A 14,153-nucleotide genomic window follows, 5' to 3' on the forward strand; every position below is an offset into this window, starting at 1 on the left:
CACCGCAACGCAAAAAAAACCGCAGCGAGCTGCGGTTTTCTCAGGGTCAGTTGAACGGTTGCGGACGCGGGGTCTGCGCCGAGGATGGCGGCAGCATTGGCAGCTTGAAGTCCGGCTGGTCACCGGTCAGGGTCTCCAGGAATGCGACGATCTGGCCGACCTGCGAGGTGTCCAGCTTGCGTCCCAACTGCAAGCGGGCCATGACGTCCACCGCCTCGTCCAGGCTCCAGTAGGCGCCGTCGTGGAAGTAGGGATAGGTCAGCGCCACGTTGCGCAGGGTCGGGACCTTGAAACGCATCCGGTCGGCGTCCTTGCCGGTCAGCCCGGCGACGCCCTGGGCCGGGTTCTTGGTCACGTAGGGCTCGATCATGCCCATCTTCTGGAACGAGCTGCCGCCCACCGCCTCGCCGTTGTGGCAAGCCACGCAGCCGATGGACTTGAACAACTGGTAGCCCTTGAGCGCGGTGGGGCTGATGGCCGCCTGGTCGCCCTGCAGCCAGCGGTCGAAGGGCGCGTTGGGGGTCACCAGGGTGTCTTCGAAGGCCGCTATGGCGTTGGTCACGTCATCGAACTTGATGCCATCGTCACCGTAGACCCGCTTGAACGAGGCCCGGTATTGCGGGATGGAGCGCAGCACATCCACCGCCAGGTCGTGGGTGAAGCCCATCTCTCCCGGGTTGGCGATGGGGCCGCCGGCCTGCTCCTGGAGCGTGGCGGCGCGGCCGTCCCAGAACTGGGCGATGCTCAGGCCCGAGTTGAGCACCGTGGGCGAATTGATCGGCCCCTGGTGCCAGTTGTGGCCGATGGAGGTCGGCAGGTTGTCGCTGCCACCCATGCTCAGGTTGTGGCAGGAGTTGCAGGAAATGAACCCGGACTTGGACAAGCGTGGATCGAAGAACAATTGCTTGCCCAGCTCCACCTTGTCGACATCCGTGATCTTCGCCGGCTGCACCGGCTGGATCGGTTCGCTGGGCGGCGCTCCCCACGCCTGGCTCCCCCACAGCAATCCGAAAACAAGCAACCACTTACTCGTGTACATGGCGTCCTCTCATCAGGCTTTATGGTTTGCCACCAACCATGTGCCCAACGGCTGCCAGGTGCCCTGATTCAGGTCAATCGGTGCAGGTTGAAGCGCCCAGCCGGCCGGTAAAGCCCAACGACGCTTCCTGCTGCTGTACATTGCCCCCACGGACGACACCTCGATTCCCCTGCGAACGGAGCTCAACACGTGTTCTCGACCCTCCCCTCCCGCTATCGCCAGCTGGCCGGCATCGGCCTGGTCGCCGCCGCCCTGGGCCTTGCCGCCTGCCACAACCCGCCGGCATCCAGCGCCCTGCCGCCCGCCCCGGAAGTCGCCTCGGGCTACCGCACCGACATGCAGACCCGGCACGCCACCAAGCACATGGCCGCTGCCGCCAACCCGCTGGCTGCCGAGGCCGGGCGCGAAATGCTGCGCAAAGGGGGATCGGCCATCGATGCGGCGATCGCCATGCAGGCCGTACTGACCCTGGTGGAACCACAATCCTCGGGGATCGGCGGCGGGGCGATGATCGTGCTTTGGGATGGCAAGGCCGTGCGCACCTATGACGGCCGCGAAACCGCCCCGGCGGGCGCCACCGAGAAGCTGTTCCTGCAGGCCGACGGCAAGCCCATGCCCTTCCCCCAGGCGCAGATCGGCGGACGCTCGGTGGGCACTCCCGGGGTCTTGCGTGCCCTGGAGATGGCCCACAAGCAACACGGTCGCCTGCCCTGGGCGCAACTGTTCGAACCGGCGATCCGCCTGGCCGAGCAAGGCTTCGCCATCTCGCCACGGCTGCACACCATGATCAGCAGCGACAGCGCCCTGCCGCGCTCGCCGGAGATGGCCGCCTACTTTCTCAATGCCGACGGCACGCCCAAGGCCGTCGGCACCCTGCTGAAGAACCCGCAGCTGGCCGCGGTGCTCAAGCGCATCGCCCAGGAAGGCCCGGACGCGCTGTACAAGGGGCCGATCGCCGCCCAGATCGTGGCCAAGGTCCAGGGCCACGCCAACCCCGGCAGCCTGTCGCTCACCGACCTGCAGAACTACCGCGCCAAGGAACGCGCGCCACTGTGCAGCGACTACAAGCGCTGGCAGGTCTGCGGCATGCCGCCGCCCTCCTCCGGAGGCGTGGCGGTGGCGCAGATCCTCGGCACCCTGCAAGCCCTGGAGCAGCGTGATCCACGCTACGCCCTGGCCAACCTCAAGCCGCAGAAAACCCAACAGCCGGCGGGCCTGGAACCGGCGCCACAGGCGGTCCACCTGATCGCCGAGGCCGAGCGCCTGGCCTATGCCGACCGCGGCCTGTACGTGGCCGACAGCGACTTCGTGCCGGTGCCGGTGGCCGGCCTGATCGCCCCGGACTACCTGGCCAGTCGTGCCGCCCTGATCGGCGAGCGCAGCATGGGCCAGGCCGAGCCCGGCAAACCGCGGGGCATCCAGGTGGCCTATGCGCCGGACCGTTCGCCGATGCGCATCTCCACTTCCCAGGTCGTGGCGGTGGATGACCAGGGCGGCGCGGTGTCCATGACCACCACGGTGGAAGCGGCGTTCGGCTCGCACCTGATGGTCCAGGGCTTCATGCTCAACAACCAGCTGACCGATTTCTCCTTCATTCCCGAGGAGAACGGCCAGCCGGTGGCCAACCGCGTGCAGCCGGGCAAGCGCCCGCGTTCGTCCATGGCGCCGACCCTGGTCTTCGATCGCGCCAGCGGCGAGCTGCTGGCCAGCGTCGGCTCTCCCGGCGGCTCGCAGATCATCGAGTACGTGGCCAAGTCGGTGATCGGCATGCTCGACTGGAACCTCGACCCGCAAGCCGCCGTCGGCCTGCCCAACTTCGGCAGCCGCAACGGCCCCACCGAGCTGGAGCAGGGCCAGTTCAGCCCGGCGCTGAAACAGGCGTTGCAGGCCCAGGGTCACCAGGTGAATGAAATCGACATGACCAGCGGCACCCAGGCCATCGTTCGCGTGCGCGATGCGAAGGGCAAGGCGTCCTGGGCCGGTGGCGCCGACCCACGGCGTGAAGGCGAGGCGCTGGGGGACTGAAGGTTCTGCGCTGCGCCCGAGGGCTGGCCGTGAGGCTGGCCTTTTTTGTGGACCTGTATGCTGTTTTTTGCAGCGCTCTGTATCTGATCGGGCAGGAAGTTCTGCCCTAGCATCAGCGCTTGCCAACTGAGGAACAGACGATGCAGCCGATCCCCGCCGATATCACCATCCCAGGCCTGAGTGTGCATCGCCTGGGCCTCCAGGACCTGGAACTGGTGTGCGCCCACCGCCAGGCGATGTTCCTCGACGCCGGCCACCCGCCTGCCACCTTGCAGGTCATGACCGAACACTTTCGTCCCTGGCTGCATCAACGCCTGGTAGACGGTCGTTACTACGGTTTCGTGCTGCTGGAAGCCGAGCAGCCCGTGGCCAGCATCGGCCTGATGAACATCGACTGGCCGCCCCACCCGGCTCACCCGACCCAGGATCAACGCGGCTACGTGCTCAATGTCTACGTCGAGCCCAGCCACCGCCGCCGGGGCCTGGCCACGGCGCTGATGCAACTGGCGGACGCCGAGTTCCAGCAACGCGGCCTGGGTTTCGCCATCCTGCATGCCACTCGCTCCGGCCAACCCCTCTACCAGGGCCTGGGCTGGGCCGCCACCAGCGAAATGGCCAAGCCCCTGCAACCCTTCGCGTAACCACGCCCTGACCACCCTAGGTGAAATCCGCTTGTCCCTGTGCGGCGAACACCTGCATCCGCTGTTTCGCGTGAAGGCCGATGTAGGGATCAGCGACGCCCTGGAGGCGGCCATGGCGCTATGCTTGGGCGGCACACTTTCCTGGCGGAGATGGGCAAGGCACCGATGGACGACGTGCACGCCACGCTCTCTGCATGACCTGATCGTCACTCAAGCCGGCGGCCTGTACGGGTAGATCCAACGATTTGCCCGTACATCACCTGACGCACTCAGCGACTTGTTCAAGTCCCAGGACGGGACTAGGATCGCGCCATGAGAATTATTGCAGTCAGCCAGTTGAAGACCTTCTGGGAACGCTACCCGGACGCAGAACAACCCCTGCTGGCCTGGCTCGATGAAGCAAGGAATGCGCAGTGGTCCAACCCTGCGCAGATCAAGGACCAATATCGCAACGCCAGCATTCTCAAAAGCCGCAGGGTGGTCTTCAACATCAAGGGCAACGAGTATCGACTGATCGTTGCCGTGGCCTATCGTTTCGGCGCGCTCTACATCGAGTTCGTAGGTACACGCCGACAGTACGCTGCCATCGACGCTGACAGCGTAGACAGGGAGTAACCCGCATGAACATCCGCCCCATCCACACCGACCGGGACTATCGCGCAGCGCTGAAAAGCGTCTCGCCGCTGTTCGACAACGAACCAAAACCGGGAACCCCTGAAGGCGATTACCTCGACGTGATGATCACCCTGATCGAAGCGTACGAAGCCAGGCAGTTCCCCATCGACCTACCCAACCCGATCGAGGCGATCAAGTTCCGCATGGAACAATCCGGGCTGTCCGCCGCCGACCTGGTTCCCGCCATCGGCCGTACCAACCGCGTCTATGAAGTGCTCAACGGCAAGCGCGCGCTCACCTTGCCCATGATCTGGAAACTGCACCAATTGTTCGGCATCCCCGCCCAGAGCCTGATCAAGCCCATAAAGTCATCCTGAGCACCACGGCCGGGCTTGAGCTTGCCCTTAGGTCAAGGCCCAAGATGCTGGCAAGCCCAACACCACCCAGGACGCTCCATGCTCACCATCGGACAAATGGCCCGCTGCCACGGCCTCACCACCAAGACCCTGCGCCACTACGACAGCATCGGCCTGTTCGCCCCCATGCTCACCGGGCGCGACAACGGCTATCGCTACTACAGCCCGCAGCAGATCGCCACCCTCGGCCGGATCGTCTGGCTGCGCCAGTTGGGCATGTCCCTGGAGGACATCCGTAGCCTGGCCGACCAGGGCGGCCTGGACAGCCCACTGGCCATGGAGCAGGCGCTGCAAGAGCAGGCGCGGCAATTGGAAAGCGAGATCGCTCGCGGCCAGAAGGTGCTGGGCCACCTGCAACGCTACCTGGCCCAACCCCCACGCCAGTTGCCCAAGGCCCAGGTGCCGGAACGGGTCTTTCTCCGCGCGCAACGGATCATCGGCATGGCCTGGCAGCAGGGCGACGCGGGCTCCATCCCCGAGTTGTGGCAACGCTTCGAACCCCGCGAGCAGGAGATCCAGCGCCTGGCCGAGCCAACGGGCACCTATGGCATCTGCCAGCCCCTGGACGACAATCAATGGCGCTACATAGCCGGCCTGCCGGTGGCCGCCGACGCGCCCCTGGTGCCGGGCATGATGGAATTGCAAATCCCCGCCGGCCACTACGCCCGGGTAGAGCACCACGGCACCGTGCAAACCCTGCCGGAAACCTTCCGCGCCGCCTACAGCGAATGGCTGCCCGCCGCCGGGCTGCTGCCTGTGGACGCGGTGGAGTTCGAGTACAGCGGTGAACGCTTCCTGGGGCCGATGCACCCCGACAGCGTGGTGGAGTTGTATATCCCGCTCGGCGCCTGAGGCCCTGGCATCGGGGCGACCGCTGGTCACCCCCTTCGCCCCACGGCTTGCCGGTCAGCAAAAATGCATCGGATACCGCTATGCTCTGCCCCATTCCCCGAGGTAACCGAGCGCAGGACCGATGAGTTTCCAGGCAAACGTGTTGAAGCAGATCACAGGTATCCGCCATGAGTTCTCCACCATCGGCGCGACATTACCGGCCAGCCTGTTCTTCTGCTCCCAGGTGCACAGCGGCGATGTCATCGAGGCCAGCACGACGTTGCCCAGCGGGATCATCCGTGGCGACGCGGTGCTGACCCGCTCCAACCGGCCAATCGCCGTGGTCACCGCCGACTGCCTGCCGATCCTGATCAGCAGCAATGACGGCTCCTGGGTTGCGGCGGTGCATGGCGGCTGGAAGGGCCTGCACGGCGGGATCATCGCCAATGTGCTGCAACACCTGGCAGCCAAGGGGGTTGAAGCACACCAGGTGCGGGTCGCCATCGGCCCCTCGATCAAGCCTTGCTGCTACGAGGTCAGCGCCGACTTCGTCGCCCCGTTCTCGGCGGACCCGCAGCGCCCCTGGCCTGCCAGCCAGCCCCCCTGGAGCCATGAACAGCCGGCACCGCTGCTGCCATCGCAGATCACTCCACCTTCGGCCAGCCAGCACGGCTCCCTGTGGTTCGACCTGAGCCGCTACGCTGTGCATTTGCTGCATGCCGCCGGCGTGGCGGACGAGCAGATCGAGATCAGCCCGTTCTGCACTTATTGCTCCACGCCGAGCCTGGCCAGCTACCGGCGCCGAGGCCACCGGGGTGAGGAAAAGACCTTCCAGTATTCCTGGATCGGCCGCACGGCCACGCGCTGAGCACCAACATCGAGATGGGCTTGTCCTGCGAGCTGGGGTAACGTGGCCGCCTTTTTCAGGCCCAACCCAAGGAGTGCCCGTGTCTGACAATCTCTACGCCCCGCCCCAGGCGGACCTGGCCACCACCCTGCCGGAGGCGAAGCAGCCGCCGTTCTACGTGGTATCCCGGGGCAAGTTCCTCACCCTGTTCATCCTCACCTTCGGTCTCTACCGAGTGTATTGGGCCTACAAGAACTGGAAGCAGTTCAAGCAGGAGAGCGGCGAGGAGTTGTGGCCGGTGGCCCGGGCGATCTTTGCCATCTTCTTCACCCACGCGCTGTACCGCGAGGCCGATGCCCGGCTCAAGCACAATGGCCTGGCTTTCAAGTGGGAACCGGGTGAACTGGCAACGTTGTTCGTGGTGGCATCGATTGTCCGCAACGTCCTGGACAGCCTGGCGCGCAACAACGTCGGTTTTCCGCAGGTGGATATCGCCAACCTGCTGATGCTGCCCGTGCTGGCCTGGATCACCTGGCTGGGCCAGCGCGGCTTGAACGCTGCGGCTGGCGACCTGCATGGCCAGAGCAACGCCCGCTTCACACCGATCAACTACCTGTTCATGGTGCTCGGGACGGCGCTGCTGGTGGTGGTCTGCCTGGGGATGGTGGTCATGGCCCGCTGAACTCAGGCGCTGACGTAGACCCAGGCCTGGATGCCGGAAGACAGGGTCACGCTGACTCGCTTGTAGTCCGAGACTTCATAGCGGTCGGCGGCCGCCAGTTCCTCGGCAGTGATGCGAAACACCATGCCGGGGATCGGTGCGCTGTCCGCTGTCCCCGGACGCAGGATCGGGTGATGGGTCTTGCCGCTACTGGCCAGCACTTGCGGGTCGGTGATTTCCACCCAGTGCTGGTCGTAACCGAGCATGGCGTCATGGCGACCCTCCAGTTCGCGGCCGAAGTTGGCCAGTTGCACGGCCTTGTCCTGCAGGGTGCCGTAGGAAAAAAGATAAACCGATGCTGGACTCATCCGTAGTGTCCCGATCAAGGTTGTGATCCGCTTCAGCGGGTGATTTTCAACGCCTGCCGCTCGCCGTGCCGTTGCAAGGCCAGCTCGATCAGCCGGCTGACCAGTTCGCTGTAGCTCATGCCCGCGGCCTGCCACAGCTTGGGATACATGCTGATGCGCGTGAACCCCGGCAAGGAGTTGATCTCGTTGATCAACACCTGGCCACTGTCGGTGAGAAACACATCGACCCGCGCCAGCCCGGAACAACCCAACACCTGGAAGGCCTCGATGGCCAGGGCGCGAATCCGCTCGCTGGCTTCGTGGCCGATGGCCGCCGGCACCACCACCTGGGCCGCCTGCTCGTCGATGTACTTGCTGTCATAGGAGTAGAAACCGCTGCCGACCACGATCTCGCCACAGCCACTGGCGATGGGCTGGTCGTTGCCCAGTACCGCGCACTCGATCTCCCGGCCACGCACCGCCGACTCCACCAGCACCTTGTGGTCGAACCCCAGGGCCAGCTCTACCGCGGCCTGGTACTGGGCCTCGTCCTCGACCTTGCTCACCCCCACCGACGAGCCCTGGTTGGCCGGCTTGACGAACAACGGCAGGCCAAGCGCCGCCCGGACCTGGGCAAAGTCATGGCGCCCCCGGTTGGCACGGGTCAGGGTGACGAAGGGCGTCACCGCAAGGCCGGCATCGCGCAACAGGCGCTTGCTGATGTCCTTGTCCATGCACACCGCCGAGCCCAGCACGTCGGAGCCGACGAAGGGCAAGTCGGCCATGCGCAACAGGCCCTGCAGGCAACCGTCTTCGCCCAGGGTGCCGTGGACGATGGGGAAGATCACATCGACATGTCCCAACAGCTCCCGGCCGGAGGTCTCCACCAGTTGCCCGCTGGCCTTGCCCGGCACCACCGCCAGCTCGCGGTTGGACTGGTTGAGGGCGATCAGCGCCGGGTTCTCCTGGTTGATCAGGAAGTTCGAGGTATCGTTGAGGTGCCAGTGGCCCTGCTTGTCGATACCGATCAGCACCGGTTCGAAACGCGAGCGGTCCAGGGCATCGACGATGTTGCGTGCCGATTGCAGCGACACTTCATGCTCGGCCGAACGGCCACCAAAGATAATCCCGACCCGCAGCTTGCTCATGAATGGCTTCCGTCTTGAAAGAAGATTCCCGGCCTCAGCTCGGGCTGTAGCGCAGGTGGATCAGCGCCACCCGCTCCTGTTGCTTGTCCCTGCGTTCCTCGATGGCGTAGGGCACGAACCCCAGCTTCGGATAGAACAACAACCCTGCCACATTGCTGTTGAAGCAGGACAGGGTCACATCGCTGGCCTGGTGCCGGCTGCGGGCCAGATAGATCATCTGCCCGATCAATTGCGCACCCAGCCCGACGCCGCGCGCATCCGGATCGACGATCACGTTGCCGATGGAGCAGGGGCCACCCTGCTCCCAGCGATAGAAATTGGCGAACCCCACTACCCGCCCGTCACGCTCGATCACCGTGGAGTCGCTGCGCCGGGCGATGGCGTCGCGCAACTGTTCAGGGGTCAAGGGCCAGGTGGCGGCGGGAAAAAAGAAGAACAGCTCCTGGGCATTGCGCACAAAGCTGCAGATACGCGGGATATCGGCGTCCACTGCCGGGCGGAAGGTCACTGCCATGTTCGGTCTCCTGCGGGACGTAGCGTCCTGGTCGAGGTTCGCGTCATGGGGCCCAAACGCTGCCGCATGAGCCTGTAGCGAGGAGGTGGAAACTACTCCACTCATTGCGCCCAGGCAACCACCGAGCGGGCCGCCAGCTATGCTCAATTAACGGGCTGCCACGTCGTGGGAGGGCAATCATGCAAGGCTACCTGGTGACCTTCTTCACCCAGCAGAACCGGCGTTACCACGGCCGGATGCTCGGCGACTGGATCATCGACCTGGCCCGTGAAATGGGCTTGCAGGGCGCCACCCTTTCCAGCGCCGTCGAAGGATTCGGCCATTCCCGGCAACTGCATTCGGTGCATTTTTTCGACCTGGCCGACCAGCCCCTGGAAATCCGCCTGGCCATCAGCGAAGCAGAGGCCCGGCAACTGTTCGAACGCCTGGCCCGGGAAGACTTCGCGCTGTTCTACACCAAGGTCCCCATCGAGTTCGGCCACCTGGGCCTGCAGGCATTACTCGACAGCGCGTGATGGACCGGGCAAGACAGCCGGTACGGCCTCGGGTTAACGTGCCGGCTTCAGCTACCTGCTCCTGGATTGCCCCATGGCCGGACCGATCATCACCGACTGGGTTCACCGCGCACCGCCCGCCCAGGGCCTGGAGCGCATCGAGGCCTACTTCGCTGGCCATGGCTACGACATGCATCGCCACGACACCTACGCCATCGGCCGCACCCTGCACGGGGTACAGAGCTTCCAGTACCGCGGCGGCTGGCGCCATAGCCTGCCGGGCGGAACCATGGTCCTGCACCCCGACGAAGCCCACGATGGCGAGGCCGGGACCCAGGATGGCTTTCACTACCGCATGCTGTACATCGAGCCGGCGTTGATCCAGCAGATCCTCGGCGGCCAGCCCCTGCCCTTCATCGCAGGCGGCCTGTCCGCCGACCCACGCCTGTTCGCCGCCACCCAGGCACTGCTGCGCAATGTCCAGAGCCCCCTGGACCCACTGGAGCAACAAGACGCCCTGTTCGACCTGGCCCATGCGCTCAACCGGGTATCCGGGGTCGCGGCGCCCCGGCAGCGCTTCGACTACCAGGCCGCCGAACGCGCCCGGGAATACATCCACAGTGCCCTGGACCGCCCCCTGACCCTCGACGAGCTGGCCACCCACAGCCAGCGCGATCGCTGGAGCCTGTCCCGGGATTTTCGCCTGCTGTTCGGCACCAGCCCCTATCGTTACCTGAGCATGCGTCGCCTGGACCTGGTACGGGCGCTGCTGGTGCAGGGCCAGCCCCTGGCCAGCGCGGCGCTGGCTGCCGGCTTCGCCGACCAGAGCCACATGACCCGCCAGTTCCGCCAGGCCTATGGCCTGCCGCCGGCACGCTGGCTGAAGATGCTCGGTCGCTGAGCCACGCACAATCGTTCAAGAATCCACAGCCGGTGGTCGCCTACCCTGGGCGCTCATTCACCAACGATATGGAGTCCCCATGGACAATCCCGCCGGCAGCACCGTGCAACGCCCCTACCAGAGCATCAACTTCGCCCAGAAGCTCGGCCTGTTCAGCGAACAGTGGACCCCCAAGGTGATCGCCGAGATGAACGACTACCAGTTCAAGATCTCCAGGCTGCAAGGCGAATTCGTCTGGCACTCCCACGCCGAGACCGACGAAACCTTCATCGTCCTCGACGGCCTGCTGCACATCGACTTCCGTGACGGCCGGGTGTCCATCGCCAGCGGCGAGATGTTCGTCGTGCCCCGGGGCGTGGAGCACAAGCCCTGGTCGGAACAGGAGGTCAAGCTGCTGCTGATCGAACCCCGTGGCGTACTCAATACCGGTGACCAGGGCGGCGCACGCACCGCCTTGAACGACGTCTGGATCTGACCCAGCCCGACAGCCGGCCAGGGGAATCAATGCCGTGCTGTCGGAGTCAGAGCTGCGGTAGGCCGGCGATCGACTAGCCTTGAACGTTTGCCGGAGCGACGAAAAACCTGCGCCGCTCCTCAAACCACAGGTAAAGTGACGTTCCTGTTCTTTTCCGTGCGATGGCGCGATTGCAGGGACCGCAACCTGGTCCCGGTGCTCGATGACGCCCATGGCGCATCCACCTACCGCAGCGCCTCCCGGACCCCTGAATGCCCCAACCGCATCAAGACACTGCCGTTCCCCCCCTGCTCCAGGACCTGCGCGCCGGCACCGCGACCCTGCACCTGGCCCTGGAACAACGCTTGCCCTTTTTCTCCGAACAACTAGATGCAGCCTGGTACCAACGCCTGATCCAGGCCTACTACGGGTTCTACCGGCCCCTGGAGGCGGCCCTGGAGCAAGGCGGGCTGATTCCGGCCGGTTATGAGCCGCAACTGCGGCGCAAGACTCCAGCGCTGCACGGCGACTTGCTGGCCCTGGGCCTGAGCCAGGCCGAGATCGACCACCTGCCACGCTGCCCGGCGCTGCCCCGACTGGACACTCCGGGTGCCTGCGTGGGCACGCTCTACGTGCTGGAAGGCGCGACCCTGGGCGGGCAGATCCTGCGCCGCGAAATGGCCCGGCGCCTGGCGCTGGATGCCGGCAACGGCGGGGCCTTCCTCGACGTCTACGGCGCCCTCACCGGCCGGCGCTGGAAGGATTTCCTCGGCTACCTGGGCCGCATGCCCAGCCACACCAGCGCCCGCCAGCAAGTGGTCGGCGCCGCGCAATCCACATTTGCCTGTTTCGAGCACTGGCTCGACAACCGCGAGGTGCTGCTATGACCCCCCAGGATTCCCAGGCCTTCGAGCAGTTGCTGGCCAATTGCGCCAACGAACCCATCCGCTCCCCGGGCGCGATCCAGCCCCATGGCGTCCTGCTGACCCTGGACGAGCCAGGGCTGCGCATCCGCCAGGTCAGCGCCAACGTCGAGACCCTGCTGGGCCAGCGCGCCGAGCAGGTCCTCGAACAGCCACTGGACAGCCTCCTGGGCACCGAACACACCCAGAGCCTTGGCCAGCTGCTGCAACTGGAGCGCTTGCTCGATGCCCCGCCGCTGTACCTGGAGCTCCATGGCAGGCGCTTCGAAGCCTTGCTGCACCGGCACCAGGGCGTACTGATCCTGGAACTGGAACTGCAGCTCGACCAGCCCCAGCCCCCGGAACTCAAGCCGCGCACCGACACCCTCGGGCGCCTGCTGCGCCGCCTGCAGACCGCCAAGACCCTGCAGGAGCTGTACGCCATCAGCGTCAGCGAGATCCAGGCCATGACCGGCTACGACCGGGTGCTGATCTATCGCTTCGAAGAAGAGGGCCATGGCCAGGTGATCGCCGAGGCCACGCGGCCGACCATGGAAGTGTTCAACGGCCTGTTCTTCCCCGCCTCGGACATTCCCCAACAGGCCCGCGAGCTGTACCGCAGCAACTGGCTGCGGATCATCCCCGATGCCGACTACCAGCCGGTGCCGCTGGTGCCGACCTTGCGCCCGGACAACGGCCAGGCCCTGGACCTGAGCTTCGCCACCCTGCGCAGCGTGTCGCCGATCCACTGCCAGTACATGAAGAACATGGGCGTGCTGTCGTCCATGAGCATCTCCTTGCTCAAGGACGATCAGCTCTGGGGCCTGATCAGTTGCGGCAACCGCCAGCCACTGCTGGTCCCCCACGAGTTGCGCATCGCCTGCCAGACCATCGGCCAGGTACTGTCATTGCAAATCAGCGCCATGGAAGCCCTGGAGGCCAGCCGCCAGCGCGAGGAAAAGCTCGCCACCCTGGCCAGCCTCAACCAGGCCATGGCACTCGCATGCGGCAGCGTGTTCGAGGGCCTGGCCCAGGAGCCCGGGCAATTGCTGGAACTGACCCGGGCCAGCGGCGTGGCGATCATCGAGGATCGCCAGTTGCACTGCTTCGGCAACTGCCCGGGGGAAGCCGAAATCCGCGCCCTGCACCACTGGTTGCAAGAATCCGGGCAGCCGGTATTCGCCACTCACCACCTGGCCAGCGTCTACCCGCCGGCGGCCAGTTATCAACAGGTGGCCAGCGGTGTCCTGGCCATGAGCCTGCCCAAGCCTGTGGATAACGGCGTGCTGTGGTTCCGGCCCGAGGTGAAGGAAAACATCAACTGGAGCGGCAATCCGCAAAAGCCCCTGGACCTGGAGAACTCCGACGCCGGCCTGCGCCTGCGACCGCGCACTTCGTTCGAGATCTGGAAGGTGGAAATGGCCGGGATCTCCAACAAGTGGAGCCACGGCGACCGCTTCGCCGCCAACGACCTGCGCCGCTCGGCCCTGGAGCACGACCTGGCGCGCCAGGTGCTGCGCGAACAACAGGCAGTGCACGCCCGGGACGAGCTGGTGGCGGTGGTGTCCCACGACCTGCGCAACCCCATGACCGTGATCTCCATGCTCTGCGGCATGATGCAGAAGGCCTTCAGCTCCGACGGCCCGCACACCTCGCGGCGCATCTCCTCGGCCATCGACACCATGCAACAGGCCGCCAGCCGCATGAACATCCTGCTGGAGGACCTGCTGGACACCTCGAAGATCGAGGCCGGGCGCTACCGCATCGCTCCCCAGCCGCTGGATGTCGCGCAGATCTTCGAAGAAGCCTATTCGCTGCTGGCGCCCCTGGCCCTGGACAAGTCCATCGATATCAGTTTCCACGCCGAACCGGACCTGACCATCCACGCCGACCCCGAGCGGCTGTTCCAGGTGCTGTCGAACCTGGTGGGCAACGCCATCAAGTTCACCCCCAAGCAAGGCAAAGTCGGGGTGGTGGCGATGTCCGACGGCGAGCAGATCGTATTCAGCGTCCGCGACTCGGGGGAAGGCATCCCCGCCGACCAGCTGCCGTTCATCTTCGACCGCTACTGGACCATGAAGGAAGGCAACCCCAATGGCACCGGCCTGGGGCTGTACATCACCCAGGGTATCGTCCAGGCCCACGGCGGCACGATCCGGGCCTACAGCGAGGTGGGCAAGGGCAGCGAGTTCCGTTTCAGCGTGCCCCGGGCCTGACCCTCATTCGGCGCCGTGGGCCACCAGCCAGTCATGGAACAGCTGGCCACTGGCCGACAGGCGCCGGTTACGCAGGTGCACCAGGAAATCCGCCTGGCCGGT

The 14,153-nt window shown here is 65.5% G+C and carries 17 protein-coding genes; 13 read left to right on the top strand and 4 right to left on the bottom strand.

Going from position 1 to position 14,153, the window contains the following annotated elements:
* Window positions 1-46: 46 nt before the first annotated feature.
* Window positions 47-1,039, bottom strand: a complete 993-nt coding sequence (locus ACK6AU_RS23065) for a cytochrome-c peroxidase (RefSeq protein ID WP_409301597.1) — start codon at window positions 1,037-1,039, stop codon at window positions 47-49.
* 189 nt (window positions 1,040-1,228) lie between these two features.
* Between ACK6AU_RS23065 and ggt the strand changes: the two genes are divergently transcribed.
* From ggt to ACK6AU_RS23105, 8 genes are all read left to right on the top strand, one after another.
* Window positions 1,229-3,064, top strand: coding sequence for a gamma-glutamyltransferase (gene ggt, locus ACK6AU_RS23070; protein ID WP_409301599.1), 1,836 nt, complete (start codon window positions 1,229-1,231; stop codon window positions 3,062-3,064).
* Between the two features lie 140 nt (window positions 3,065-3,204).
* Complete coding sequence (locus tag ACK6AU_RS23075) at window positions 3,205-3,705, top strand: GNAT family N-acetyltransferase (RefSeq protein ID WP_185700377.1); 501 nt, start codon at window positions 3,205-3,207, stop codon at window positions 3,703-3,705.
* Window positions 3,617-3,940: a DUF3077 domain-containing protein gene (locus tag ACK6AU_RS23080; RefSeq protein ID WP_260498042.1), complete on the top strand. Its 324-nt coding sequence runs from the start codon at window positions 3,617-3,619 to the stop codon at window positions 3,938-3,940. Before ACK6AU_RS23075 ends, ACK6AU_RS23080 begins: the two co-directional genes overlap by 89 nt.
* Window positions 3,941-4,017: 77 nt before the next feature.
* On the top strand, window positions 4,018-4,320 hold the full coding sequence (locus ACK6AU_RS23085; RefSeq protein ID WP_185700378.1) for a type II toxin-antitoxin system HigB family toxin: 303 nt from the start codon (window positions 4,018-4,020) through the stop codon (window positions 4,318-4,320).
* Between the two features lie 5 nt (window positions 4,321-4,325).
* Entirely contained in the window at window positions 4,326-4,697 is a 372-nt protein-coding gene (locus tag ACK6AU_RS23090) for a type II toxin-antitoxin system HigA family antitoxin (protein ID WP_409301602.1), read from the top strand.
* Between the two features lie 78 nt (window positions 4,698-4,775).
* On the top strand, window positions 4,776-5,588 hold the full coding sequence (locus ACK6AU_RS23095) for a MerR family transcriptional regulator (RefSeq protein ID WP_409301604.1): 813 nt from the start codon (window positions 4,776-4,778) through the stop codon (window positions 5,586-5,588).
* A 121-nt stretch (window positions 5,589-5,709) separates the two neighbouring features.
* Window positions 5,710-6,435 carry a polyphenol oxidase family protein gene (locus ACK6AU_RS23100; RefSeq protein WP_409301606.1) on the top strand — a complete coding sequence of 242 codons (726 nt, stop codon included), beginning with the start codon at window positions 5,710-5,712 and terminating at the stop codon, window positions 6,433-6,435.
* 79 nt (window positions 6,436-6,514) lie between these two features.
* Complete coding sequence (locus ACK6AU_RS23105) at window positions 6,515-7,096, top strand: hypothetical protein (RefSeq protein ID WP_185700382.1); 582 nt, start codon at window positions 6,515-6,517, stop codon at window positions 7,094-7,096.
* Between the two features lie 2 nt (window positions 7,097-7,098).
* On the opposite strand, the gene ACK6AU_RS23110 is transcribed toward ACK6AU_RS23105, so the two are convergent.
* From ACK6AU_RS23110 to ACK6AU_RS23120, 3 genes are read right to left on the bottom strand one after another with little or no spacing between them, the layout of a single operon-like run.
* On the bottom strand, window positions 7,099-7,443 hold the full coding sequence (locus tag ACK6AU_RS23110) for a gamma-glutamylcyclotransferase family protein (protein WP_185700383.1): 345 nt from the start codon (window positions 7,441-7,443) through the stop codon (window positions 7,099-7,101).
* Window positions 7,444-7,475: 32 nt separating this feature from the next.
* Window positions 7,476-8,570, bottom strand: a complete 1,095-nt coding sequence (gene ddlA / locus ACK6AU_RS23115; RefSeq protein WP_185700384.1) for a D-alanine--D-alanine ligase — start codon at window positions 8,568-8,570, stop codon at window positions 7,476-7,478.
* Window positions 8,571-8,604: 34 nt separating this feature from the next.
* Entirely contained in the window at window positions 8,605-9,084 is a 480-nt protein-coding gene (locus ACK6AU_RS23120; protein WP_409301609.1) for a GNAT family N-acetyltransferase, read from the bottom strand.
* Window positions 9,085-9,263: 179 nt separating this feature from the next.
* Between ACK6AU_RS23120 and ACK6AU_RS23125 the strand changes: the two genes are divergently transcribed.
* From ACK6AU_RS23125 to ACK6AU_RS23145, 5 genes are all read left to right on the top strand, one after another.
* A complete protein-coding gene (locus ACK6AU_RS23125) occupies window positions 9,264-9,599 on the top strand; it encodes a DUF190 domain-containing protein (protein ID WP_409301611.1) in 336 nt (111 codons plus the stop codon).
* Window positions 9,600-9,672: 73 nt separating this feature from the next.
* Window positions 9,673-10,479 (top strand): AraC family transcriptional regulator, encoded by an 807-nt coding sequence (locus ACK6AU_RS23130; protein WP_409301613.1) that lies wholly within the window; start codon window positions 9,673-9,675, stop codon window positions 10,477-10,479.
* A gap of 79 nt (window positions 10,480-10,558) precedes the next feature.
* Window positions 10,559-10,954, top strand: a complete 396-nt coding sequence (locus ACK6AU_RS23135) for a cupin domain-containing protein (RefSeq protein ID WP_409301615.1) — start codon at window positions 10,559-10,561, stop codon at window positions 10,952-10,954.
* 251 nt (window positions 10,955-11,205) lie between these two features.
* Complete coding sequence (locus ACK6AU_RS23140; protein ID WP_409301617.1) at window positions 11,206-11,820, top strand: biliverdin-producing heme oxygenase; 615 nt, start codon at window positions 11,206-11,208, stop codon at window positions 11,818-11,820.
* Complete coding sequence (locus tag ACK6AU_RS23145; RefSeq protein ID WP_409301619.1) at window positions 11,817-14,051, top strand: ATP-binding protein; 2,235 nt, start codon at window positions 11,817-11,819, stop codon at window positions 14,049-14,051. The genes ACK6AU_RS23140 and ACK6AU_RS23145 overlap by 4 nt, the downstream gene beginning before the upstream one ends.
* The last annotated feature ends 102 nt before the right edge of the window (window positions 14,052-14,153 follow it).

Origin of the sequence: Pseudomonas sp. KCJK8993 (assembly GCF_046230915.1) — a bacterium.
Lineage (GTDB): Bacteria > Pseudomonadota > Gammaproteobacteria > Pseudomonadales > Pseudomonadaceae > Aquipseudomonas > Aquipseudomonas piscis.

Bases quoted from the DNA above. Each gene is read 5' to 3' on its own strand.
- ACK6AU_RS23065 (WP_409301597.1), bottom strand. From the start codon at position 1,039: ATGTACACGAGTAAGTGGTTGCTTGTTTTCGGATTGCTGTGGGGGAGC.
- ACK6AU_RS23075 (WP_185700377.1), top strand. From the start codon at position 3,205: ATGCAGCCGATCCCCGCCGATATCACCATCCCAGGCCTGAGTGTGCAT.
- ACK6AU_RS23080 (WP_260498042.1), top strand. From the start codon at position 3,617: ATGCCACTCGCTCCGGCCAACCCCTCTACCAGGGCCTGGGCTGGGCCG.
- ACK6AU_RS23085 (WP_185700378.1), top strand. From the start codon at position 4,018: ATGAGAATTATTGCAGTCAGCCAGTTGAAGACCTTCTGGGAACGCTAC.
- ACK6AU_RS23090 (WP_409301602.1), top strand. From the start codon at position 4,326: ATGAACATCCGCCCCATCCACACCGACCGGGACTATCGCGCAGCGCTG.
- ACK6AU_RS23095 (WP_409301604.1), top strand. From the start codon at position 4,776: ATGCTCACCATCGGACAAATGGCCCGCTGCCACGGCCTCACCACCAAG.
- ACK6AU_RS23100 (WP_409301606.1), top strand. From the start codon at position 5,710: ATGAGTTTCCAGGCAAACGTGTTGAAGCAGATCACAGGTATCCGCCAT.
- ACK6AU_RS23110 (WP_185700383.1), bottom strand. From the start codon at position 7,443: ATGAGTCCAGCATCGGTTTATCTTTTTTCCTACGGCACCCTGCAGGAC.
- ddlA (WP_185700384.1), bottom strand. From the start codon at position 8,570: ATGAGCAAGCTGCGGGTCGGGATTATCTTTGGTGGCCGTTCGGCCGAG.
- ACK6AU_RS23120 (WP_409301609.1), bottom strand. From the start codon at position 9,084: ATGGCAGTGACCTTCCGCCCGGCAGTGGACGCCGATATCCCGCGTATC.
- ACK6AU_RS23125 (WP_409301611.1), top strand. From the start codon at position 9,264: ATGCAAGGCTACCTGGTGACCTTCTTCACCCAGCAGAACCGGCGTTAC.
- ACK6AU_RS23130 (WP_409301613.1), top strand. From the start codon at position 9,673: ATGGCCGGACCGATCATCACCGACTGGGTTCACCGCGCACCGCCCGCC.
- ACK6AU_RS23135 (WP_409301615.1), top strand. From the start codon at position 10,559: ATGGACAATCCCGCCGGCAGCACCGTGCAACGCCCCTACCAGAGCATC.
- ACK6AU_RS23140 (WP_409301617.1), top strand. From the start codon at position 11,206: ATGCCCCAACCGCATCAAGACACTGCCGTTCCCCCCCTGCTCCAGGAC.
- ACK6AU_RS23145 (WP_409301619.1), top strand. From the start codon at position 11,817: ATGACCCCCCAGGATTCCCAGGCCTTCGAGCAGTTGCTGGCCAATTGC.